The organism is Lyngbya aestuarii BL J (assembly GCF_000478195.2).
GTDB lineage: Bacteria > Cyanobacteriota > Cyanobacteriia > Cyanobacteriales > Microcoleaceae > Capilliphycus > Capilliphycus aestuarii.
The window spans coordinates 1-23,226 of the sequence record NZ_AUZM01000017.1 but is presented as its reverse complement, the minus strand read 5'-3'; the positions used below and the strand labels follow the sequence as shown (position 1 = coordinate 23,226).

Annotated in this window: 21 protein-coding genes, 1 tRNA gene and 2 pseudogenes; 8 read left to right on the top strand and 16 right to left on the bottom strand. The window is 43.6% G+C overall.

From position 1 onward, the window contains the following. Positions 1 to 464: 464 nt before the first annotated feature. From M595_RS09480 to M595_RS09470, 3 genes are all read left to right on the top strand, one after another. Positions 465 to 1,430 carry a formylglycine-generating enzyme family protein gene (locus tag M595_RS09480; RefSeq protein WP_023065936.1) on the top strand — a complete coding sequence of 322 codons (966 nt, stop codon included), beginning with the start codon at positions 465 to 467 and terminating at the stop codon, positions 1,428 to 1,430. A gap of 66 nt (positions 1,431 to 1,496) precedes the next feature. Beyond that, positions 1,497 to 2,510 carry a S66 peptidase family protein gene (locus tag M595_RS09475; protein WP_023066016.1) on the top strand — a complete coding sequence of 338 codons (1,014 nt, stop codon included), beginning with the start codon at positions 1,497 to 1,499 and terminating at the stop codon, positions 2,508 to 2,510. Positions 2,511 to 2,949: 439 nt separating this feature from the next. Next, the gene (locus tag M595_RS09470; protein WP_023065943.1) at positions 2,950 to 3,249 is read left to right on the top strand and encodes a DUF7734 family protein; all 300 of its coding nucleotides are present in this window, start codon (positions 2,950 to 2,952) and stop codon (positions 3,247 to 3,249) included. Between the two features lie 69 nt (positions 3,250 to 3,318). Here M595_RS09470 and atpC read toward each other — a convergent pair whose 3' ends face one another. The 6 genes and pseudogenes from atpC to minC all read right to left on the bottom strand — a co-directional run bounded on the left by atpC (position 3,319) and on the right by minC (position 7,999). Further along, positions 3,319 to 3,732: an ATP synthase F1 subunit epsilon gene (gene atpC, locus M595_RS09465; protein ID WP_040483856.1), complete on the bottom strand. Its 414-nt coding sequence runs from the start codon at positions 3,730 to 3,732 to the stop codon at positions 3,319 to 3,321. A 123-nt stretch (positions 3,733 to 3,855) separates the two neighbouring features. Next, positions 3,856 to 5,304, bottom strand: a complete 1,449-nt coding sequence (atpD, locus tag M595_RS09460; RefSeq protein WP_023065967.1) for a F0F1 ATP synthase subunit beta — start codon at positions 5,302 to 5,304, stop codon at positions 3,856 to 3,858. A 17-nt stretch (positions 5,305 to 5,321) separates the two neighbouring features. Beyond that, a complete protein-coding gene (locus M595_RS30575; RefSeq protein WP_023065986.1) occupies positions 5,322 to 5,510 on the bottom strand; it encodes a hypothetical protein in 189 nt (62 codons plus the stop codon). Next, entirely contained in the window at positions 5,497 to 5,808 is a 312-nt protein-coding gene (gene minE, locus M595_RS09455) for a cell division topological specificity factor MinE (protein WP_040483865.1), read from the bottom strand. The genes M595_RS30575 and minE overlap by 14 nt, the downstream gene beginning before the upstream one ends. A 275-nt stretch (positions 5,809 to 6,083) precedes the next feature. Continuing rightward, positions 6,084 to 6,899: pseudogene (gene minD, locus M595_RS09450) on the bottom strand (septum site-determining protein MinD); the annotation flags it as partial. Between the two features lie 260 nt (positions 6,900 to 7,159). Continuing rightward, on the bottom strand, positions 7,160 to 7,999 hold the full coding sequence (gene minC / locus M595_RS09445; protein WP_023065950.1) for a septum site-determining protein MinC: 840 nt from the start codon (positions 7,997 to 7,999) through the stop codon (positions 7,160 to 7,162). Positions 8,000 to 8,538: 539 nt separating this feature from the next. On the opposite strand from minC, the gene M595_RS09440 reads away from it, so the two are divergent. The 3 genes from M595_RS09440 to M595_RS09430 all read left to right on the top strand — a co-directional run bounded on the left by M595_RS09440 (position 8,539) and on the right by M595_RS09430 (position 13,220). Further along, positions 8,539 to 10,677 (top strand): DUF6851 domain-containing protein, encoded by a 2,139-nt coding sequence (locus M595_RS09440; RefSeq protein ID WP_023066024.1) that lies wholly within the window; start codon positions 8,539 to 8,541, stop codon positions 10,675 to 10,677. A gap of 496 nt (positions 10,678 to 11,173) precedes the next feature. After that, positions 11,174 to 11,716 (top strand): ferric reductase-like transmembrane domain-containing protein, encoded by a 543-nt coding sequence (locus tag M595_RS09435; protein WP_023065997.1) that lies wholly within the window; start codon positions 11,174 to 11,176, stop codon positions 11,714 to 11,716. Positions 11,717 to 11,819: 103 nt separating this feature from the next. Further along, on the top strand, positions 11,820 to 13,220 hold the full coding sequence (locus M595_RS09430; RefSeq protein ID WP_023065996.1) for a WD40 repeat domain-containing protein: 1,401 nt from the start codon (positions 11,820 to 11,822) through the stop codon (positions 13,218 to 13,220). A gap of 118 nt (positions 13,221 to 13,338) precedes the next feature. Here M595_RS09430 and M595_RS09425 read toward each other — a convergent pair whose 3' ends face one another. The 4 genes from M595_RS09425 to M595_RS09410 all read right to left on the bottom strand — a co-directional run bounded on the left by M595_RS09425 (position 13,339) and on the right by M595_RS09410 (position 17,555). Then, positions 13,339 to 14,658 carry a four-carbon acid sugar kinase family protein gene (locus M595_RS09425; protein ID WP_023065970.1) on the bottom strand — a complete coding sequence of 440 codons (1,320 nt, stop codon included), beginning with the start codon at positions 14,656 to 14,658 and terminating at the stop codon, positions 13,339 to 13,341. Positions 14,659 to 14,699: 41 nt separating this feature from the next. Continuing rightward, positions 14,700 to 15,350 (bottom strand): hypothetical protein, encoded by a 651-nt coding sequence (locus M595_RS09420; protein ID WP_023065999.1) that lies wholly within the window; start codon positions 15,348 to 15,350, stop codon positions 14,700 to 14,702. Positions 15,351 to 15,413: 63 nt separating this feature from the next. Continuing rightward, the gene (locus tag M595_RS09415; RefSeq protein ID WP_023065992.1) at positions 15,414 to 16,028 is read right to left on the bottom strand and encodes an SLATT domain-containing protein; all 615 of its coding nucleotides are present in this window, start codon (positions 16,026 to 16,028) and stop codon (positions 15,414 to 15,416) included. A 114-nt stretch (positions 16,029 to 16,142) separates the two neighbouring features. After that, positions 16,143 to 17,555, bottom strand: a complete 1,413-nt coding sequence (locus M595_RS09410; protein ID WP_040483854.1) for a sensor histidine kinase — start codon at positions 17,553 to 17,555, stop codon at positions 16,143 to 16,145. Between the two features lie 496 nt (positions 17,556 to 18,051). Here M595_RS09410 and M595_RS09405 point away from each other — a divergent pair, with 496 nt between their 5' ends. After that, a complete protein-coding gene (locus M595_RS09405; protein ID WP_040483853.1) occupies positions 18,052 to 18,363 on the top strand; it encodes a DUF3155 domain-containing protein in 312 nt (103 codons plus the stop codon). Positions 18,364 to 18,609: 246 nt separating this feature from the next. Here the strand turns inward: M595_RS09405 and M595_RS09400 are convergent, their stop codons facing one another. The 4 genes from M595_RS09400 to M595_RS09385 all read right to left on the bottom strand — a co-directional run bounded on the left by M595_RS09400 (position 18,610) and on the right by M595_RS09385 (position 21,334). Beyond that, entirely contained in the window at positions 18,610 to 19,152 is a 543-nt protein-coding gene (locus tag M595_RS09400) for a cofactor assembly of complex C subunit B (RefSeq protein ID WP_023065963.1), read from the bottom strand. 45 nt (positions 19,153 to 19,197) lie between these two features. After that, positions 19,198 to 19,560 carry a PadR family transcriptional regulator gene (locus M595_RS09395; protein ID WP_023066017.1) on the bottom strand — a complete coding sequence of 121 codons (363 nt, stop codon included), beginning with the start codon at positions 19,558 to 19,560 and terminating at the stop codon, positions 19,198 to 19,200. A 217-nt stretch (positions 19,561 to 19,777) separates the two neighbouring features. Then, complete coding sequence (locus M595_RS09390; protein ID WP_023065940.1) at positions 19,778 to 20,467, bottom strand: hypothetical protein; 690 nt, start codon at positions 20,465 to 20,467, stop codon at positions 19,778 to 19,780. Positions 20,468 to 20,473: 6 nt separating this feature from the next. Continuing rightward, complete coding sequence (locus M595_RS09385; protein WP_023065960.1) at positions 20,474 to 21,334, bottom strand: M15 family metallopeptidase; 861 nt, start codon at positions 21,332 to 21,334, stop codon at positions 20,474 to 20,476. 539 nt (positions 21,335 to 21,873) lie between these two features. Here M595_RS09385 and M595_RS09380 point away from each other — a divergent pair. Continuing rightward, positions 21,874 to 22,800, top strand: coding sequence for an AEC family transporter (locus M595_RS09380; RefSeq protein ID WP_023065975.1), 927 nt, complete (start codon positions 21,874 to 21,876; stop codon positions 22,798 to 22,800). Between the two features lie 90 nt (positions 22,801 to 22,890). Here the strand turns inward: M595_RS09380 and M595_RS09375 are convergent. Both M595_RS09375 and M595_RS30570 read right to left on the bottom strand, forming a co-directional pair. Further along, positions 22,891 to 22,963 (bottom strand) — tRNA-Glu (locus M595_RS09375). A gap of 94 nt (positions 22,964 to 23,057) precedes the next feature. Next, positions 23,058 to 23,226: pseudogene (locus tag M595_RS30570) on the bottom strand (M42 family peptidase); the annotation flags it as partial.

The window sequence follows — 23,226 nt, the reverse complement described above, 5'->3', positions numbered from 1 at the left end:
GAAATACACTCGCCTCCACCATCATCTCTGATCTCCACATTTATCATTGTGTGAAGCACTCGAAAAAAACAGAGAAATTGCCTTGCATCTGCTCTCCCGTCGTGATACAATTTAAGTGTTGGGGGTTGTTTGCGCATACGCATGACTTTTTATTCAACGCCAAAACAACAATTCCCGACTCAAGGCATATAGTAGAAAAAAGCGATCGCCACCCTCACCCCAAAAACCCAAATTTTGCCGATATCTCATTCTGTGAAGCACCCAGACAGAGGCGATGAAAAACCACAAATACACTCGCCTCCACCATCATCTCTGATCTCCACATTTATCATTGTGTGAAGCACTCGAAAAAAACAGAGAAATTGCCTTGCATCTGCTCTCCCGTCGTGATACAATTTAAGTGTTGGGGGTTTTTCGCGCATACGCATGACTTTTTATTCAACGCCAAAACAACAATTCCATCCATGCCTAAAACTCAACCCCAACCCAATAAAACCAGAAGACAAATATTGATATTAGCAGGTTTAGCCGGAAGTGGGTTTGCCGCAGCAACGTTAAGTAAAAATTGGTGGCATAGATTTTTGCTGCCAAAAGCATACTCATTAAATTCATCAAACTCGACTCAGAAATTTGAGACAGTCACAGTTAATGAAAAAGGAGAAATAATAAATCGCTCTCAACATCAAGCAGAGGTAATGACAGAAAACCTCGGCAACAGAATCTCCCTAGAAATGGTAAAAATACCCGCAGGTAGATTTCTCATGGGGTCTCCAAAGACAGAAGCAGGAAGAAATGATTATGAAGGTCCGCAACATAATGTAGACGTGCCAGAATTTTTCATGGGAAAATATCCAGTCACTCAAGCACAATGGCAAGCAGTGATGGGAAATAATCCCTCCAACTTTCAAGATGCAGGTCGTCCTGTAGAAACAGTAACTTGGAACGAAGCGACAGAATTTTGTCAGAAACTCTCACTTAGAACAGGCAAAAAATATAGTTTACCCAGTGAGAGCAAGTGGGAATATGGTGCCCGTGCCGGGACAACTACTCCCTTCTATTTTGGCGAAACTATAACGTCTGAGTTAGCTAACTATAATCGCCTTTCTACTTATGCTGATGAACCAGAAGGAATATATCGTGACGAAACAACAGATGTGGGAATTTTTCCTCCCAATGCTTTTGGTTTGTATGATATGCACGGTAATGTCTTCGAGTGGTGCGCTGATGTTTGGCATGATAATTATCATGGTGCGCCTACTGATGGAAGTGTTTGGTTAAATGGAAATGAAAATTCTTCTCCGCAGCGGGGCGGTTCCTGGGACTACATTTCTACTTTCTGCCGTTCCGCTTACCGCTACAATTATAGGCGCGACAACCGCCACTACAATCTCGGTTTTCGTGTAGTGTGCGTTTCCGGGAGAACTCTTTAACCCTTTTCTCTTTTCCCCTTTTTCCCTTTACTCCTGTACATTCGAGTCGGGGAGGAAATCAAATTAATGAACCGTCGTCAATTTTTAAGCAGGTTTGGACACTCCTTATTACTCACTCAATTTTCCCCTATTTCTCCGATAACAGCGAATTCTTCTCCGAAGATTCTCAAGCCTTCACGACTAAAAATAGGAGATACTGTAGGGTTAGTGACTCCGGCAAGTCCGATTAAGAAGTCACATATAAAGTTTATTCAACTTCAATTAGCCCAACAGGGATTAAAGATTAAAGTTGCCCCTCATGCTTTAGATGAATACGGGTATTTAGCCGGAGTTGATCGAGATCGGGCAGCCGATATTAATGCTTTCTTTGCAGATGGATCAGTTCAAGCTTTAATTTCTACGGGAGGGGGTTGGGGAAGTAGTCGCATCTTACCATTTTTAGATTATGATTTGATTCGCCGCAATCCTAAAATCATTTTGGGCTATAGCGATATTACGGCTTTACTTGTTGCTATTTATAGCCGCAGTGGATTAACTACCTTTCACGGACTTTTAGGAACTTCAGTCTGGAATGAGTTTTCCGTCGCTTACTTGAGACGGTTGTTATTTAACGCAGAAGCAATCACCTTTCAAAACCCCGCTGAAGTTAGGGTTGAAACGATTACTCCAGGACAGGCGAGAGGGCGGTTAGTTGGGGGGAATTTATCGGTGATTGGGGGATTAGTTGGATCTGGTTTTTTACCTGACTGGAATCAAGCGATTTTATTTGTAGAAGATGTTGGAGAGGATATATATCGCGTTGATCGAATGTTAAATCATTTGAGATTAGCGGGAATACTAGAACAACTGGGGGGTTTTATTTTTGGTCAATGTACTCGCTGTCTCGATGAGGAGGATGATTCTCCCACACTGAGTTTGTGGCAGGTTTTAAATGATCATATTCGACCTTTAGGAATTCCGGCTTGGTATGGTTCGATGATTGGTCATATTCGCAATCAGTTTACCGTACCGCTTGGTGTCGAAGTCGAAATTGATGCTAATTTGGGTATAATTAAAATGTTAGAAAGTGCCGTGATTTGATATTATTGTCTTTGTGATAAAGATCACCCTGAGCCGTGATATAAAACAAAGATTTTTTAAAAAATGACTGTTAGAGTTTTATCAGGTTTGATTAAACAAACCATAATTACATCAGTTTGGAGCTGAAAAAGATCAAACGACAGCACTTCAAGAAGCTTTAAGAGAGGAGTGCAATAGCAATAGCTAAAATGTTAATGATCTTAGCGGTGCTAGGGGGAACAAATAACCTGATGTTGTTATTAGGTTACAACAGATGATAAATAGGTTGAAAAACCTGTGTAAATAGGATTGAAGCGAGAGCGTTGAAATGTTCTCGCTGTTTTGTTGGGATCAGGTTTTTTGGATTGAGTTGATTGATTTTTCCCCTGATTGTTTAAGATAAAAAAGTAGAACAAAGACTCTCTTGTTCACCTCCTAACCAACCATGCTTGCCAGTTCGATGACTAACTTAATCGCCCGACGTTTGGAACAATACACCGAAAAACGCCCTCAAGAGGTTTTGATTGTTCACATCGAAATCGAGGGTGAACCTGACGAAATTGCTATTTTTAAAGGATTTTCCAGTTCTTTGATGCGTCCGACGGCTTTTGATCCCGATGTTCCTGTACTACCTAATGAAGCGAAAATTATAAAAATTGACCGTGTTGCCAGTCCCTACAACCCAACCCAACCCGATTATCTTCAGCAAGGACTAACCTGGGATAGTATCCAACCTCTGTTATCTCAAGTAGGAGTCTAGAGACGATTAGCCCCGAGTAAATGCTATGCCACTCTCTCAGGACTAATCACTCCATCCGATGGCTAGGATCTATTCAGCCATGCCCCCTGCGGCTTGAAAACGCGCTCTAGCCCGTTTCAGCGCATTTTTGGCTTTCATTTTTTCTTGATCGCTACCATTGCTGTCTGCTTTTTCTAAGTTTGCTTGGGCTTCAGTATAAGCAGTCTGAGCTTGACTTCTATCAATGGATTGACCTCGTTCGGCTCCATTGACTAAAATAGTAACTTCATTTTCTTCAACTTCAGCGAATCCTCCCAGTAGGGCAATCGGAACCCATTCCGATTTAGACCGAACTCGCATCACTCCCACATCAAGAGCAGTCATCATGGGTGCGTGTCCACTAAGAACACCCAATTGACCCGTTGTGCTGGGAAGAATAACTTCTTCAGCTTGATCGTCCCAGACTGTTTTATCTGGAGCAATTACACGCACATTAAGTGTCATTTGTCAAGTATAAATAGAAAGTAGTTCGTGATCTCAAGTAAACAGAAGACAAAGGCGGAAGGGGGGAAATCAAACTGTGATCACAGAGGACTGATTTCCAGTTCCCCTGAGCCTCTGACCTTTCTAGGACTTCATTTTTTCAGCTTTAGCCATGACTTGATCGATACCACCAACCATGTAGAAAGCTTGTTCGGGCAAATCGTCCAGTTCGCCAGAGAGAATCATTTGGAAACCCTTGAGAGTATCCTTTAATTCCACATACTGACCCGGAGCGCCTGTGAATACCTCAGCCACAAAGAAAGGTTGAGATAGGAATCGCTCAATCTTACGAGCGCGGGAAACCGTCCGACGGTCTTCTTCTGACAATTCATCCAAACCCAGAATCGCAATAATATCTTGCAATTCCTTGTAGCGTTGTAGGGTCGCTTGTACCGCCCGTGCAGTTTGATAATGCTCATCACCCACAACACTCGACTGTAGCATCGTAGAAGTGGAATCTAACGGATCAACCGCCGGATAAATCCCTTTAGCAGCCAATGCCCGAGATAGTACCGTGGTAGCATCCAAGTGAGCAAAAGTCGTAGCCGGAGCCGGGTCAGTCAAGTCATCTGCGGGGACATAGACCGCCTGAACAGAAGTAATCGAGCCTTCCTTTGTCGAGGTGATCCGCTCTTGCAGTTCACCCATGTCAGTACCCAAAGTCGGCTGATAGCCCACAGCAGAAGGCATCCGACCCAGGAGAGCGGAAACTTCAGCACCCGCCTGTACAAACCGGAAGATATTATCGATAAACAGCAGCACGTCTTGTTTACTGACATCACGGAAGTATTCAGCCATCGCCAGAGCCGACAGACCGACACGCATTCTAGCTCCGGGAGGCTCGTTCATTTGACCGTAAACGAGGGCAATTTTGGATTTGGTGCGGTCTTCTTCGTTAATAACCCCTGATTCGATCATTTCTTGATAGAGGTCATTCCCTTCGCGGGTACGTTCGCCCACACCACCAAACACGGATACGCCACCGTGAGCTTTAGCGATGTTGTTGACCAATTCCATCATAATGACGGTTTTGCCCACACCTGCACCGCCGAATAAGCCGATTTTGCCGCCGCGACGGTAGGGTGCAAGCAGATCAAGCACTTTGATTCCGGTTTCAAAGACAGCAGGTTTGGTTTCCAGTTCTGTGAAAGCGGGTGCAGAGCGGTGAATAGAGAAAGTTGTCTCGGCATTAACCGGGCCAAGATTATCAACCGGTTCACCTAACACATTAAAAATCCGACCCAATGTTGCCGGGCCGACAGGAACGCTGATCGCGGTACCTGTATCAACCACTTCCATCCCTCGTACCAAGCCATCAGTGCTACTCATTGAAACCGCACGGACTTGGTTATCACCGAGAAGTTGTTGCACTTCACAGGTAACAGAGACTTCTTGACCCGCTTCGTTCTGACCCTTAATCGTCAAGGCATTGTAGATTTCGGGCATTTTACCCCCCGGAAATTTTGCATCTACAACGGGACCGATCACTTGGGTAATGTAACCTACGTTTGTTCTTTGTTCGGTGGTGACCATGATGAGCGTCTATTTCCTTAAATCGCTTCATCCGATTTCTCGGAAAGCTTAACATCTAGATAATTACCATCTTTTAGCGTATCACTGATGGGAACATCAAGAAATTGTCGATTTAAGATTTTAGTTTCACTTTGGCAAGTCCGAGTCGAGAATAGTCGGTTCAGCCTTCTGTCTCGGGAAAATTTCCCCAAACTACAGGGGAGCATCGGGGGAAGTGGGTGAAGTTTGATTCACGTCGGGAGTATTTTTGACCCGTCGAATTGGTAGATTGGCAATTAAAGCGGTCGCACGTTGATCGCTTTCTAAACCAAATTCCGAATCTTCAGTGTCAATTTCGACATAGCGAGACAACACCTCTAAAATTTCTTGACGCATGGCTTCGATTAGCTCAGGAGTCAGATCGGCGCGATCATGGGCGAGAACCAATTTTAGGCGACGTTTGACATCCTCGCGGCTATTGGTACTACGCGGAAAGAGTCGTTCCAGGAGTTCATTGAGTTTCATCGGATTTTCGATTCGGTGAGGATCGCGTTTCGGGTTAGAACTGGAGATTGCACTCAGAGGCGGGGGGTTTTTGTGAGCCGTCATCAGTTATCCATTTAGCTCAAAATTCAGACTTGATTTGGTTTCTATCGACTTTTGATTTTCCTCTGTTGACGAACGGTTATAGAGGGAAGTGTTGGTTGACGGGGAACTCATAATCTATAACCGAATTGGATCAGCGGTGATCAACGACAATTTCCAGAGAAAAATTTTCAGAGCTATCGAAAAACTGCCCCTTAACCCAAAATTTTAGACGAGAATAGTCGGCGTAATCGAGTTAAGAATCCTTCTGGGGGAGGATTAAAATCGATAAATTCCACTTTTTCGCCTTCGAGACGCCGCGCAATATTGCTAAAAGCTTTTGCTGCTGGAGTCACAGTTTCCGCCAAGACTAGGGGTTCTCCCTTATTCGTGGAAACAATCACTCCTTCATCATCGGGAACAACACCCACGAGCGGAATAGCCAGAATTTCTTCGACATCTTGGACAGACATCATGTCGTTTGACTCTACCATTTGAGGTCGAATGCGGTTAATCAGAAGGCGGATTCGTTTGATACTATTGGCTTCGAGTAAACCAATCACCCGATCTGCATCTCGTACTGCTGAAATCTCGGGTGTGGTTACAATTACTGCTTCTTTCGCCGGGGCGATCGCATTTTGGAAGCCTTGTTCAATTCCGGCTGGACAGTCAATCACCACGTAGTCATAGGATTTTGCTTCTAACATCCCAACTAATTCTTTCATCTGTTCGGGGGTGACTGCATCTTTCATGCGGTTTTGAGCGGCAGGTAATAGCACCAAATTCGGCTGTCGTTTATCTTTGACTAATGCCTGTTCTAGACGACACTCTCCTGATAGCACTTCCAACGCTGTATAAACAATCCGATTTTCTAAGCCTAACAGTAGGTCTAGATTTCTCAATCCAAAATCGGCATCAATCACGGCAACCTGACGTCCTTTTTTTGCCAGAGCCATGCCAATGTTTGCTGTACAGGTGGTTTTACCCACTCCTCCCTTGCCTGAGGTAATAACAATAATGCGACTCATGCTCGTTTTGTGTGTTAGCCGTTAGGGACTTAAGAATATTAGAATAGTCGTTAAATCGCCAATCTAGGTAATCATTTGTCTACTCAACACATTTTAAAAATCAGATGTTTTGAGAGAATCATGCCTGAGAATGTCTGCAAATGCAAGCTTGCCACTGTCTTGCTCCTATTTGTCTAGTTTGCGCTGGTTTTTGGCTGAAGAACTTGAGGATAACCCAGTGGGGTAGAGTTGCAACTCAGGTTGAATAACAATTTCAGTCTTTATTATCGATCACCTCGAACTTGCCAAAGCTTCACTTTAGCGTAATCAGAAGCTTTACTAATCCGAACACCTTGAGAGGTCATATAAGCAATTTCTGGATAAAATTGAGCAGGTGGTTTTTCGGGGCCTCTGGCCATCTGATCCGCAATCCGAATTAAAGTCGGTTCCATCTGCAACGCCATAATCATACTCTTGAGATTGCCATTCACTCCGGCATGAACGCTACCGCGCAATCGTCCCCAAATGATAATATCTCCTTCTGCAACGACTGTACTTCCCGGATTGACATCTCCGACAATGATCACAGTCCCCGGATGTTTGACTTCCATTCCCGAACGCAGAGTCGTTTGCAAATAGAGAGGATCTGCTTGAGAGTCTGCTTTGTTTGTCGGCGTATTATTAAGTTTATTGCGTTCTGAGTCTTGATCGACAGAATAACCAACGGTGGCTGCGGCTACAGCAGTTTGGCGTCGAGAGGTTTGGACTCGCTTCAGGTGCAGTTGGGCGATGGTTAAAGCTTCGGCAATCTCTTGGAGTTGACGCACATCTAACAGTCGATTTCCGGCGATCAAATGAACTTCTGTATCAGGTTTCCAAGCGTGTTCACTCCCGTTAATTCGATGTTTAAGCTGTTGCCAAAGTTCTGTCCACTGGCTACCTGTGGGGGGATCGGAATCTTCTAAATTGGGGGTTTCTGGGGGTAATATTAATAACAGCCGTCCATCGAGACTTTTAAACCGCACTTGCTGCTGAAGATTAACAGAGGGTGGGGTCGCTTGGTCTTTGGGTTGAACCGTATTTTCGGGCGTAACAGTCGTAGAGGATGAGGTATCAGATTGCATGATTCTGCGTTAATGTCTAGCACTGAGACGGAAAACGAGCCGATCACTCAACAGCAACATTTTCGGCTTGATTATTTTAACAGGAATTGGTTGCCCGATTGCGTGATTAGGCCTGATCTGACTTGATTGGGTTGAGACTGGATTTTTGTCAAACCTTTGATCAGTGAGAAAATGTCAGTCCCTCGTTGCCAACAAATACCCACTTTTTCCCACTGCAAAAACTCGATCCATATTTAATGATAGTAATAAGTTCAAACTCCTAATCTTAGGTTGTCTCTAAAAAAAATGTATGATTTTTCTGCATATGTTTGTGGAGTCAAACCGTATATAAAATCAACAAGATGTGAAATTTTTGCCAATTCTGCCAACAAATAAAGCATCGTCTGATTTGGAGCGGAACAGTTGGCAACAAGTTGCATAAGTTCTCAAATCCAAGAGATAGGTTAGATTAGGAAAGCTATTCGACTTCTCTAAAAAAAGAAGAGTCAAAATCAAGTTTTACTCTCAAATTCATTTTATTTTTCACCTTCAATCCTAAAATGTCTACCTCAGAAAGTCAAACCAACTCTGTGGAACTGCTTCTTGATCCCAATACCCAACTGGTGAATATCAACGACCCTTCACCGACTATTTCTGTCATGTGGGATCAAGCCGCTCAACAAGCTGTTACTGAAACCAAAGTCGGCCCAACTGTTGGCTCTCGTGCTTACAGTATGGTACACACCGCCATGTTTGATGCTTGGGCTGCTTATGATCCAACAGCGATCGCCACTCAACTGGGCGATCAACTCCAACGTCCAGAAGCGGAAAACACCGATGCTCATAAAACAGAAGCGATGAGCTATTCGGCTTATCGGGTGTTAACAGATTTATTTCCCGAGCAAGTTGAGATCTTTGATCAACTCATGGCAGATTTGGGCTTTGACCCCAATAATACCACCTCCGACACCACCACAGCCGCCGGAATTGGGAACGTCTCCGCAAACGCTTTATTAGAATTTCGTCAGCAAGACGGTTCTAACCAACTCAATGACTACGCCAATACCACTGATTATCAAGCGGTTAACACCCCTGAACAACTGGTAGACATCGCAGCTTGGACACCAGAACACATCCCCGTTGACGATCACAATGCTCCCCTACAAGAATATTTAACCCCACAGTGGGGCGATGTGATTCCCTTTGGCTTGGACTCCGGCGATCAGTTGCGTCCTGAAGCCCCAGAACCCTTTTTATTGGTCGAAGCAGAGGTTGACTTAGAAGCACGGACTATCACCTTAGCAGATGGTGCTGTAGTAGACATTAACCGCGATATTGTCGGCACCATTATCAACCCCGAATTTATCGCCCAAGCTGAACAAGTTGTCGAAACCAGTGCTAACCTCACCGATGAACAAAAACTGATTGCGGAATTTTGGGAAGATGGAGGCGGTACGTCCTTTCCTCCAGGAACTTGGATGACCTTTGGACAATATACTTCCGCCCAAAACGATCATTCTCTCGATCAAGATGCAAAGCTATTCTTCGGTTTGGGAAATGCAGTATTTGATGCGGGGGTCGCTACTTGGGAAGCCAAGACTCATTATAACTATACTCGTCCGGTGCGTTTGGTGCGAGAACTGGGTGAATTGGGCTTAATTGGTGAGTTTAACGAAGAACTCGGCGGTTATGCGGTTGAAGCTTGGGCAGGCCCAGAAGAAGGCACTCAAACCATTTTAGCTACAGATTTTACCACCTATCAAACTCCCGGAAGCCATGTATCGCCGCCTTTTGCAGAATATGTTTCTGGACACAGTACCTTTAGTGCTTCTGCTGCAACTATTCTAGAATTAGCAACCGGAAGTGATAATTTTGGGGCTTCTGTTACCTTTGAACCGGGTCAATCTCGCTTTGAACCTAATTTCACTCCCCAACAAGACGTGACGCTGGCTTGGGATACGTTTTCTGAAGCGGCTGATGAAGCGGGTTTGTCTCGCCTCTATGGAGGAATTCACTTTGAAGATGGCGACTTGAATGGTCGGACTCTCGGACAAGATGTGGCGACGGAAGTCTTTGAACAAGCTCAATTTTACATTGAGGGCGGACAAGAACAAAATATTCTGTTTGGTAGCCGAGACGCAGATGAACTCGTCGGTACTGAAATCTCAGAGAAATTGTATGGTCGTTCCGGTGATGATACTCTAGCAGGCGGTTTGGGCGACGATCAACTGTTTGGTGGAGATGGGGATGATATCCTACGCGGCGATCGCAATCATCGTTCTCCGGGCGGTTCCGTTGGCGGTGATGACATCCTTTCTGGCGGCTTTGGTAACGATCGCCTGGGCGGTAAGGGCGGAAATGATACTCTCTATGGCGATCAAGGCGACGATCAACTCTGGGGCGATCACGGTGATGATTTACTCTGGGGCGGTTTGGGTAATGATACGGTCACTGGCGGTCAAGGAAATGATACTTTTGTTGTCGGTGTGGGTCAAGGAACTGATTTGATTGCTGACTTTAATATCGGTAAAGATTTGATTGGTTTGGTGAACGGTTTAGAGGTTAGTCAGCTTTCTTTCAATGTCAATGGTAACAGTACCGAAGTGCTTTTCGGAGATGAAACTTTAGCGATTGTCGATGGTGTCACTGCAAGTTTAGCACCGACTGACTTTGTTGCGGTTGTGTATAGCGCTACTTGAATCGGGAACAGGGAACACCGGATCAGGGAACAGTAGACTGTGAAAGGGTTTTAGGATCTAGAAATGTCCTAACTTAAATGCGTAGTGCTGTAATTAGGAATGTTCTTTGCTCTTAGCCTTAAGTTCAGATTCATTCCTAAACTCCAGGTCAGCTAATACCTAATCTTTAGTCTAGGTTGAAAACTCAACAATAGATGGGTGCGTTTGATCAGTTTATCCCTGTATAGTTGATTTACAGAGAATCAGCCCAAAAAGTCTAAAAACTTGGTCATTTATACCAACAGTATTTAGACAAAACTAAAGTGAGTGATCTGTGAGTTTAGGTAAAAGCTGATGCAATAGGCAAGGGCAAATAGAAAAGAAATTCAGCATTATTTGTCTTTGCTTGAATTATAGAGCTATTTATTGATGTCTTGATCATACCCCAAGGTGACTGTTACTACCCGACAAATCGAACTGTATCGAGTTCTTCTTGAGTCATTTACTGGAAAGAGTTATGTTCACCTTAGATACACCTTCATTGCCTCATATTTTAGGAATTTTGGCGTTAATTAGCTATGTCATCACACTCTCACCAACGATTCTTAGAATTGTCTTTCCTCAAACCCGACAAACCGGAATTCCTAAATTTCTCCTCAAACAACGACGTCTAATTGGAATTATTTCATTCGGTTTTGCTGTTGGTCATGGATATTTACTCGTTCGTCAGCGCAGTATTGACTTTTTCGATTTGAAAACCTCTTGGATTTATATTCAAGGAATCTTTACTTTCCTAATTTTCGCTATTCTGACAATTACTTCTAATGACTGGAGTGTTAAAAAGCTCAAGAAAAATTGGAAGAAAATCCATCAATTAACTTATGTTGCCATCTTTCTTTTGACTTGGCACGTTTGGGATAAAATGTCAGGACATTGGACTTATCTCACTCCCATCGCAATGATTTTAATGACGGGAACAACGGTGTTATTCTTGGTGCGGATGTGGATGGAAAATCAAGGAAAAAATAAAACCAAAAAGCCTGTCGCTCGCAATTCCTAATGTTAATTTTCACGCCAAAACTTGACTGAATCTCCTGACTAGACCCTCTGAGCTTATTATTTTATCACCCATTAACCTCACATTGAACACAGAGAATAAACTCATGATACAGTCACAACGTTACCACTGGAAATATCCGACGCTCCTGACCCTTTCTACGATTACGATTGTACTGGGTTTAAGTTGGCCGAAGCCACAGTTTCAACCTTCCGTTTTTACCGAACCCAAGACTCAAGAACCCTTGCGCTTACCCGCTTCTAAAACCCTGATGGGACATTCAACTTGGGTCTATGCGATCGCAATTTCTCCTAATAATCAATACTTAGCTAGTGCAAGTTATGACGGTAAAATTAAAATTTGGAACCAGAAAACCGGTCAACTTCTTCATAGCCTTTCGGGTCATACGGATGCGATTGAAACGTTAGTTGTGAGTCCTGATAGCAAGATTCTTGCAAGTGGAGGTTGGGATAACCGCATCAGACTTTGGAATCTAGAAACAGGTGAACTAATTCGTACTCTCAAAGGTCATATAGAAGATGTTAAAACCTTAGCGATTAGTTCTGATGGAAAATGGTTGGCTAGTGGGAGTGTTGACAAAACAATTAAACTCTGGAATTTGTCAACTGGAAAAAAACATTTAACCCTAAAAACTTCTGACTGGGTTCGTTCAATTGTCTTTAATTCTGATACTCAAACGTTAGTGAGTGGGAGTGAAAATGGGTCTGTTGAAATTTGGTCATTAACAGATGGAAAACGGTTACAAACTTTAACAGCACATTCTCAAGCTATTTGGTCAGTTGCATTGAGTCCAGATGGTCAAACTTTAGCTACTGCTAGTACCGATAAAACGATTAAATTATGGCAACTAAATAACCTCCAACTTCAGCATACACTCAAAGGACATTCTAGAGCAGTTTGGTCACTGGCATTTAGTCCAGATAGTCAGATTTTAGCTAGCGGAGGTTATGACAAAACAATTCAACTGTGGAACCCAAAGACAGGTCAACAAATTCGTCAATGGGAAGGTCATAAAAAGCCAATTTGGTCGCTAGTATTTAGCCCAGATAGTCAAGTTTTAGCAACTGGAAGTAGTGATGAAATGGTGAAGTTGTGGGAGATTGATACACCGAAAATATTCCAACCCATGAATACCCAAACCTCAAGTGAAATTCATTTAAAACCCTCACTGAAATCCTCTGAAGTTACCGATTCTAAGACGTTGGTGGAGTTAAATCAAATCTTGTACAACTCTATTGATCAAAATTGGCAGTCTGTTCGGTTTAACGACACTTTAGTTTATCGGGTGAAACTGACTGCTGATGGAAAAATTGCCTCTTATCAACCGATGAATGTTGCTGCTTCTGATTGGGTAGCAGAAACACCTTTAGAGGAGTTACATCAACCGAATCTTTTACCCCAAAATTTGATAGAATTTACAGTGGTGATGATGCCGTCTGGAGTCTTAGAAGTGGCTCCAATTCAAGGATGGGATAATCTTCCTTAAATCTTATTTCCCATCCGGTGAAAATGCTTTGATTAGCCACAAAAAATGGAATGAATCAACCCAGTCAGCGGCTAATTTAGCGTTTGGAGTTGAGTTAATGTCCTGATCTCCTCGAGATTCACTTCTGTGGGCTAAGTCGGTGATAAACTGTGACTAACCCATCGGTATCTCCTACATTTCCGGGAAATAAAACCACAGGTAAATTAGGAAATTGGGGATGATGATCGGAAGTTTTTACGATTGAACATCCGGCGATAACCTGACCTAACAAACGAGCCGTTTTCAAGGCTAAACCTTTACTTAAAACATCATTGGAGGTGATTCCACCTTTGCTAATTAAAAATCCAATATCTGCGGGTAAACCTCGCACAATATCCATCAATAAATCAGAAACCGCTGCCCCAAATTCTAACCGAGTTTGAACACTGTTAAAAGTCAGTTCTTCACGACTGGTATAAATAACGGGTGTTTTCCCTTCGCTATGTACGGCTCGAATTTGTTGGAGAATTTGAGTTAATAAATCTTGACGTTGAACGGCACTGTCTTCGAGTAAATGAGAGACATCCACTTCTATTCCCACAACTGATGATTCTTGGAGGAGGCGTTCGAGTTGTTGGGTTGACTTTTTGACATGAGAACCCATTAAAACAACACCCGGTTTCCCCTCACGGCTATATTTTGACATCTCCGAGGCGGGAACAGGTTGCAGTCCGAGGGAAGCTAAAGAAGTCAGAATACTCGCCGCACTGCGAAACAAAAACCGTTTTCCTTTTTTAGCGGTGGCTAATACCTCAGATGCAAACCGATCTAAATCCGCTTGGGTTTCTCCATCAACCACAACGCATTGGTTCCCAGAAAGCTGCATCAGGCGGTGTTGAGTCCCGATCCGAAGATCATCGAGAACAAAGCGTTCAACCGCAGTCGCGGGAATTTTACCCTGGGTTTTTTCCGCTACATAATCGGGTAAATAACTGTAACTATAGCCAAATACAGAATCTTTGGCGAATTCAGTTTCATGGACAGGGGTAGGAACTCCGTTAACCATCAAGTAATGAACGCTATTACGGGTGATGCGTCCCCCTTCAAAAAAGGCGGGAACCAGAAAATGAGCATCAAAACCCCCGAGTTCTTCGGCGATCACGTCTGTTTCGACTGGATAATGACCCCGCAAGGTGGAGTCGGAACGACTAACGACCAAAAAATCTTCGATCTTCTCTGCGGCGATCGCTTGTTTAAGGTTTTGAGTGACTTCCCGAGTGACGCGGGAGGCTTGTTCTGGAGTTAATGCTCTTGTATTGGTCAGGATAAAGAAAATCGGCGACTGATCTTGAAGTCCGAGTCGCAAGGTATCGATATCCCACTGTGTCAATAACAAGCAACTGTGAACGGTTTGAGAACCTGTCGGATCGTCATCAAGTACAATAATTTTAGGTTGCATCGGCTGTGATTTGTCGAGTGCATAATACAACAGCCTAACATTTAACGGGTAGAGTGTTTCTGTTGCAACTGTTTAAGTTTTTGATGGACTTCTGTAGCAAGTTGGAGGGACTCGTTGAGTAATCGTCCCGGTTCGGTGGTTTCGTCGGAGTTGAAAGGAGTGATAATGGTGCTTAAATCAGTTTCTAAGAGTTCCTGATTGTTGGCAATAAACTGTTTATTTTTCCGAATGATTTTTTCTGTTTTTAAGGCTCGAACCAGATCGGCGCGAAGAAAGTTGAGTGCGGCTAGGACTTGTTCTCGCTGATAGATTTTGACTTCCAAATTTCCCGCTTTTTCTAAGTCTTCATGTAAGATTAAGCTCTGAACAATGGCATTATAGCGATCAATTTTATCAAAAATATACAGTAAGTCGGGATTTCTGACACTGATAAAAATTTTGTATAAATCATCGAGAAGAACGCTGATTACAATGATCACATGGGTAAGAATAAGTAACGGGTGATGGTATTCAAAAACTGTCGCTAGAATTCCGTAACTGATTAAAATTAAGATCGATATGATTAAGCTTTTAAATCCTTCCTTTGCGAATTTCTGCCAGGTTGCAGGTCGATAAACCTGATTCATTCCTAAACCACTGAGATGTTTTAATTCTCCTTTGGTTATTTCTAAGCCTTGAAGTTCAGAGCGCATGGAGGATAATCGACAAGGATGCCCATATAAACTGTGTTTAATTTTAGCAAAAGGTGACGGTTATTAAGTTTTGCTTTTATGGTCTTGTGCAAAAGGAGTCATCATTTGACCTCGTTTCGCTTGTTGAAATGCCCATTCCGGGGTGAGGGGAAGGGCTTTTTTTTCTTCGGAATAAGATAGATTTAGCTGGACTAATTCATCGAGTTCTTGTGTTAAGCTGCGTCTTTCGACAAGACATCGCAGTAAAAAGGCATCATAACGATCGCCGATTTGTTCATAAACTCTAGAGGCGGTTTGATTATTATTGGCTCTTTCGTTTGGATTTAAAAAAGTAAGTAAGGGGGCTAACCCGGCGACTAAAACTGAAAGAATAATTTGAATGATTTTTCCGGAGTTACTACCCGTTTGACCGAGTTCTGAGATGGCTTGCACCCCAGCTAAAGCCGCAAAAACGGTGCTAGGAATCCCAATATACAGATGAGTATTTGACCAACGAATTGACACTAAAACGTGCGCTCGACTCAAAATTCGACACACATTGCGGCGATCTTCTGCGCGTGCCATGATATCTTCTCGTTGGACTGAAGAATCAGCATGAGGAGGGGTACTGACTGGGGGAGGAACATTAACGTTGGGATTATCCTGATTGATGAGATCAGGGTCGTTTGTATTCGTCATTGATCGTAAATTCTGGGGTAAATGGGGGTAAAGTTTGGTCAACGCCTGCGAGTTGTTTTTCTAACTCTGCGACTTGCATTATACGATATCGGGTGAAACCTAAAAAGGGGTTGATTAGCCCCAGAGTTTTAACCAAACAATAAAGGTTGTTCCTTGACCCAGACGAGAAAACAGTGAGAGGTTTGGGGGTATCCAGTCTGAGTTGACGGGAGAAAAGACTTGAATTTTTCCCTGCATTTCTTTGATTAAGTCTTGAGCGATCGCCAATCCTAATCCGGTTCCGGGAATGTGACCTGTGGCTTGAACCCCTCGATATCCCCGTTGAAATAAATGTTCTAAATCTTCTTTGGGAATACCTGGCCCTGTATCACTGATGGCGATCGCGAGTTGATTTGAGGGTTGATTGGGGTGGGTAGGTTGATGAACCCGAATATAGATACAGCCCCCTGCTGGAGTGTACTTCAGGGCATTATCAATCAGATTACTTAAAACTTCCCGTAAGGCTTTAGAATTGGCTTGTACGAGGGGTAATTGAGGGGGAATCTCTGCAATACAGTGAAGATCACGTTCTTCGGCGATCGCTTGGGCCGAAACCATTAAGGGTTCAAGAACTGCTTTGATGGATGTTGCTTCTAATGGTTGGGAAGCCGGAAGCAAGACTTGGGTTGTTGTCCGAGGAGAGGGGGAGTTTTCCTCTGGGAGATAGCTATCGGGAGGGGTAAGTGTTTCTGAACTCGGGATAATACTGGGATCAAAGGTTGTCGGGAGACGGATCAGTTCCTCGTTGAGGGTGAGGGTTTGATCGACTTGTTGGAGGAGTTCTTCGAGGCGATTGCTTTCTCGCAAAATACCGTCTGCTATTCTATGGTTTTTATCTTCGGGTAACAGCCGCTTGAGTAATAATTTTCCAAAGGTTCGCACCGCTGTTAAGGGACTTTTCAACTGGTGCATGAGACTGTGTAGGGTGTCGTGTTGTTGGGCTTGTAATTGTTGCTGCTGTGTAAATTGTTGCTGAAACCACTGAAAACGTCGATCTAGAATGCAAGCTGTTGTCAGGGTGTGCGCGATCGCTTGTATTTGATGCTGTTCTTGAGGTGTCCAAGGTCGATCTTCTCGGCTCGTGACTAAAAACCCCATAACGACACCCTCACGCATCAGGGGTAAAACAAATTGACGCTGTTCTACGGGTTGTTCTTCGGAGAGAGGTTGAGAAGAAGGGATATCAAAGTTTTGTTCGGATTCGACCTCAACGAGAGGAATCGGCTCGGATTGGTTTGAGGAGGTTCCTGATAGCAGAAGCGGACGAGGGTTCAAACTGTCTTCGGTTTCAAAATCTGGAGGCATTAAGGCTTGACTTTCTTGCCAATCTATACTTGTTTCTGGATAAGCCGCTACGGGAATTAATTTTCGACTGCCACCTTCTACCCAGTCTTCCGCCAAGTAGACAATACTCAAGGACGCTCCCAAACTAGCAACAAGGGAGACTTGAGCTTGGCAAAGTGTAACGAACTCGGAACTACTGGGCATGAGAAAACAGGAGCATTGAATTTGGGGATGAGCAACCCTCGCTTGCTGGCTATAGAGTCTCTCAAGAGCGTACAGTCAATCATTTTTCTCGCAAATCCAGTCAATTTGGCGAGCTTATCTAGCATTTTAGAGCATTTTTACCAGATGAGCGACTGATGCTAGGGTCGGGAGTCGGATACTTGACCCTTGCCTATTCTTTGATCTTAAAACTTCTAACTGTTCACTCTGAACTGAAACACCTGATAAATGGTGATTAATGACTGTTGGACACCCGTCGAGAATAATTTTTTCCATAAAAATTGGCCCTAAGCGCTTTCTATCTACCCTAGGGATGGGTTATGATGAGTTGTACTAGCACCGCTTTTGCTTTATTGCAAGGCTTTTTTGTATCGATCTGTTAAAAGATATTGAAATTTTGAGCCAGAATCGATATACTTCAACCGGATTTGGTAGCTAGATTTACAACACGTCTGCAAAAAACAGGAGGTAAGTTAAATTGGCTAGAAGACGTAAACGCAAGAGCCGTCGCAGACAAGAAGGCCGTCGAATTCTAGAATGTGTACCTCAATACAGCATTTCTAGTGGAGAAGAGAAGCCGGTAACCGCTGCTCGCCGATTCATTCATGCTGAAGGAATCATTCCCCCGGCTCTGCTTCTTGTGAAGCGAAACGAGCATACCACAGATCGGTACTTCTGGGCAGAAAAGGGTTTGTTCGGCGCTCAGTATGTCGAAGAAAACCATTTTCTGTTCCCCAGTTTAAAACAGATTGCAGAGAAAGCAACTACTGCGGCTCCCGCTCGAGTTTAGACTTGGGTGTTGTGGGCAACATCGTTTTTTTTGTCTAAGTTTGAGCGTCATCTTACAACAACTTTCCTAGAGTTGATGCTGATTTGGCAGAAGTAGGCTCAGATCGGAGTTGGGTTAACTCGATCAGAGAGATTTAATTATAACTCTCTACCGAACCCATTACACGTTTAGCCTAATTTTTGAGGAGTGAGAACTTCTGTCTCCTCCAGGATAAAGAGTCAGATCTGACTCTGAGCCACACTAGAGTTAGTGCGTTGAGTCCCATGATTTCAACCCAAGAGACTGTTTCAGGGTGGCGAGTTCATCTCGATGTCCTCTCACCGTAATAATACTCTGGGGTTGAGAAACGGAGTCAACGGCAGCTTCGAGCTTCAGTGAGACCTGCTCTATGCGTCTAGATCGTTGCCAATAAAATAATCCCGTTAAGGGAGAAAGAATGACTAGCCCCAGAAACCATTCACCGTTATCTTGAACGAGCATGGATAGAACTAGGGCTAAACACAATAATCCCACGGCAGTGAGCAGGGTTAAAAATATAGCCAGAAACCAACTTGGACGAACAAGCCCCTCATAGGTGATTTGATTTTCCGCTGGGTTTGTTTGTGCCACTCGATAAGCACGAGAACTAAAGTAAGCTTGAAGCTGAGTCAACAAGGACTCAGCCTCTTGTTGAGCAATCAGTTTTTCTTGTTGAATGCGATCTTTTACAGAAGCCTTGATGAAGAAAAACAAACCGACGGCTAGAAGTGCTGTTAGCACAAAGGTAGAAGGTAGAACAGGAACAGTCATGGGTTACGGTGCAGACAGCTTGAGTGAAGTTTTCCTGAGAATACTTTACACAAGTTGACGTTCGACCGCATACTCTTGAGCATATTCGTACCAAAGGTGAGACAACTCTTGAGCTTTGCGCCGAAATTCCGGAGTAAGCTGGTACATTCTGCGAGGACGCCCCCGTCCCTCTACCTTCTTCCAATAGCCTGTAATGCTACCTTGTGCTTCGAGAAACTTCAAGGCACTGTAAAGCACAGTATCTGAAAGTCGGTAGATGGAATATTCCTCTTCGAGTCGGTCAATTAACTCAGTACCGTAGGAATCTCCATTGAGAACAACAGATAAGATGTAGCACACTGCCAACTCTTTATTGAGATAAACAGGCGGAGGGCTTTGAAAATAGCGATAAATGTCATCGAAAGTCATAGTCATAGTCATAGTCATTGGATTCTCCCGTTTAATATCCCTTCCCAGACCAATGGAGGCAAGGGTTTTCCACTGACTGCTTGCTAAATAATTTATCGTGACTACCCCAAAGTATTTGGTCAAGACTGTCACTATTTGAAGGAGAATTCACCATAATTCCTCAGAAAAGGAGAAATTGAGGTCAATATCTACGAAAAAATAGGCGGTTTAGCCTTCTTCAAGCACTGATTTTTAAGGTTTTCTCAAGAATTTGATAACATTCTTCCACGCAAATGCGTTGTTCCATCGCTTCGACTAACGCAGTGTAGGCAGATTGGTTTTGTTCAATTAACGTTTGAGCTTGTAGAGTTGCCCATCGTTCTTTGAGATTGGCATCCGAAAGAGGACGTTTTAATTGAGTCCACACCGCCCGAATTTTTCCTCGGTCTTCTAGGCCCCCTTGGGCATTCTCATAAGCCAAAATTTCTGCGGCTACCCCCGCCATCCAAACCGTACAATATTGGTCAATCCGTTGGGCTGAAAGCTGGCCTTTTTGCAGTTGAATCCATAACTCCTGATCATTAAACCTGACTCCACCTTGTCCCGTCTGCCCTTGTTTAAAAGCCTCGAGAGTATTGAGGGCATAACCACTAATAGGAATATTCATTAAATAGGCGACGAGAAAATGACCCGCTTCGTGACGCAGAATCCGATCTCGTTTTTCAGGCGAAATACCTTCTATACCCTCAATTAAAATCATTGACCCTTGGCCCTGGAGAGCAAAAGTATCAATTGTCCCCAGAACTAATAACGAAAAAGCCAAACCTGCGGGAATCAGAGGAGATAAATTGACGAATGGCCCCACTAGGGCGGACATTGTTAGGGTAAAAATGGTGATCGCAATCAGATTGAGGGAGGTTTGGTTCATAACAGATTAGGGTTCGATCTCGGCTTTGGGGGTGTCGGGAGAATTTTCCAGCTTAGACTTAGCCTTATAAAAAGTTTCTAGACTATGGCGATCGCCAACATAACGCCAATGCCAAGGCTCATAACTCACCCCTTGAGGATTGTCTTGAGGAAAGGATAACTCAAAACTGTAAAAAGCGGCATTCTCAGACAACCACTTGAAGGCTTTTGTTTCCTCAAAGGTGACTTCCAGATGAGTATCGGGGTAGTTCCCATCCCCAATATCAATGGCGTAACCTGTATGATGTTCACTATAGCCGGGAGGGGCGCTAACTTCGGCGCGTGTGCTGGCATTTTGTCCCCGTTGGGCTTTCACTTCAAAAAATAGATATTCTTGATCTTGAATATCGCGAAATCCAGATATTGCCACTAGACGTATATTCTGTCGGCGGGCGGCGTCTACCATGGTTAAATAAGCTTGAGCGGCCGCTGGACGTAATTTGATGCTACTATCTCCGGTAATACTTTTCAGTTGGTCTAGGGAGGCTTCTTCGTAGGGTAGATGACCGAGTAAATCTTCTGAGGGGTCTTCACGGGAAGTGACTTCTGGGGTTGGGGCTTGATCTTCGCCTGGAAAATCACTCGCAGAGGATGAAGGTTCTGTAGAAACAACGGTTGGGTTGTCTGAGGCGGTGGGAGTGGGTGAGGAAGTCGGTGTCTGTCGAAGCAGAATTCCAAATTGATAGTTGAGGACAAGGGTCAGACCAAAGGCAACAATACCCAGTCCGAGTAACTTCCAAAATAGGTTCTTTCGCTGCGACTGGCTAGCCGTTGCGGGTTCAGTCTCGTGAGGATCTCGAATGGCCTCCGGGATGTCCTCTGCAACCATTTCTGAGACGGGTTGTGTATTTTCGGGCAGACTTGCGTTATTCAACTGCTTCACTCCTGCTTTTCGTCAAAGCACCACTTATCGATTTTAGACCGTGAGTTGAAGATTATCAGCATTAATTTAACGATTCCTGCTTAACATCTGATTTGACGGGTCGGGTTTGACTCGTGACACGGGGATCGCACCCGATCAGTGTAACTCTAAAACTGTTTTTTTAGGGTCTAATCTAAAGTGGATCTAATTTTTACCTTTTGAGTTTACACAGAGATGAGTTGTTCTTCCGACTAATTCTGAATTTTGGCTAATTTCTAATTTCTGAAAATTCAAGACGAGTAATTTTAAAGTTCTATCGGCAATAATAGATCAATCAAAAAGTCAAGTTTGAGATCTTTTTAGGGTTAAATTAAGACTAATTTTTTTATAATTAAAAAATATTTTGATTCAAACCGGAAAGATTATAAAAAGCTGACCTATTTACTCAATTCGTTGAATTAGACTATGATGACATTCAAGATCTAGCCATTCTCATCTCTACTCTCATGACTCAACTTCTACAACTCTATCAATGGTTAATTGGCGGAGTCCTATTGGGATGGATTCTTCGACGTTTTTTACCTGCCTTTGTTCCGGTTTGGATTGGAAAGTTTTTATTTTGGGTTGGGGTTCCGATTGGAATTTTTGTTTTTTTACGTCAAGCAGATTTATCGGGAGAAATTTTGTTAGCCCCTGTGGTGGCGTGGATAGCTATGTTATTGGGTGGGGGTTTGGCTTGGGTTTGGATCAGTCGAAAACAGGCTAATTCTCATCTCAATGAATCTTGGAGTCGCCCGACGCAAGGGAGTTTTATCTTAAGTTCAATGGTGGGAAATACGGGTTATATTGGTTTTCCGATTATCTTATCATTGGTTGGGCCGCAATACTTGGGTTGGGCGGTATTTTATGATGGTTTGGGTTCTGCGATTGGGGCTTATGGGTTGGGGGTTTTATTAGCGGCGAGGTTTGGTTTAGAGACTCAAAATATTCTCGCTTTGATGACAGTAATGTTCAAAAATCCGGCGTTGTGGAGTTTGGGGTTTAGCTTGTTATCTCGTGATGTAATTTTACCCGATATAGTCGAACAAATTTTACAACTCATGGCTTGGGGGATGATTGCTTTATCGTTGATTTTGATGGGAATGCGGTTGAGTCAGCTTTCCTCTTGGCGTTATTTTAAACAAGCTTCTGTTAGTCTTACTATTAAGATGTTGATTGTTCCGTTAGTTATCGGGACGATTCTCTCTATTCTGGGATTTGGGGGTTCTCCGCTCTTAGTTATGGTATTATTAATGGCAACTCCTCCTGCTTTTGCCACGTTGGTATTAGCCGAAGCGTTTAATTTAGATCGGGAGTTAACAGTTACGACTCTCGCGATGGGTTCTGGGGCTTTGTTAGTGACTCTACCGCTTTGGTTGTTGGTGTTTGGCTAGTAAAACCTCGATTAAACCCATAAAAACTAAAGCTTGAGGCGTTCTAACCCCAAGCTTAAATTCTGGTTTGATTATTTGGTTTTTCTTTAGTACCCCCAAGGGAATTCGAATCCCTGTCGCCTCCGTGAAAGGGAGGTGTCCTAGGCCTCTAGACGATGGGGGCAAGTTGTGTGTCCAGCATTTTTCGCCTTTCACCTTTACTACTATAAATAGAATATTTTGCTCTGTCAACCCCAAGCTTCAATTTTTTTTGGAGACTAATGAGGAAATTCGCTAAAACTCCCTTGACAGTATGCTTCTAGGATTTGAACGCAGTTGACAATGGCACCTAAATGGGCGATTTCATAGCCGTGAGTATTTTGAGTGGGGAAGCCTAAACAAGCCCCTCTGGCTACATGACCCATTTTCATCGCAATAGACGCATCA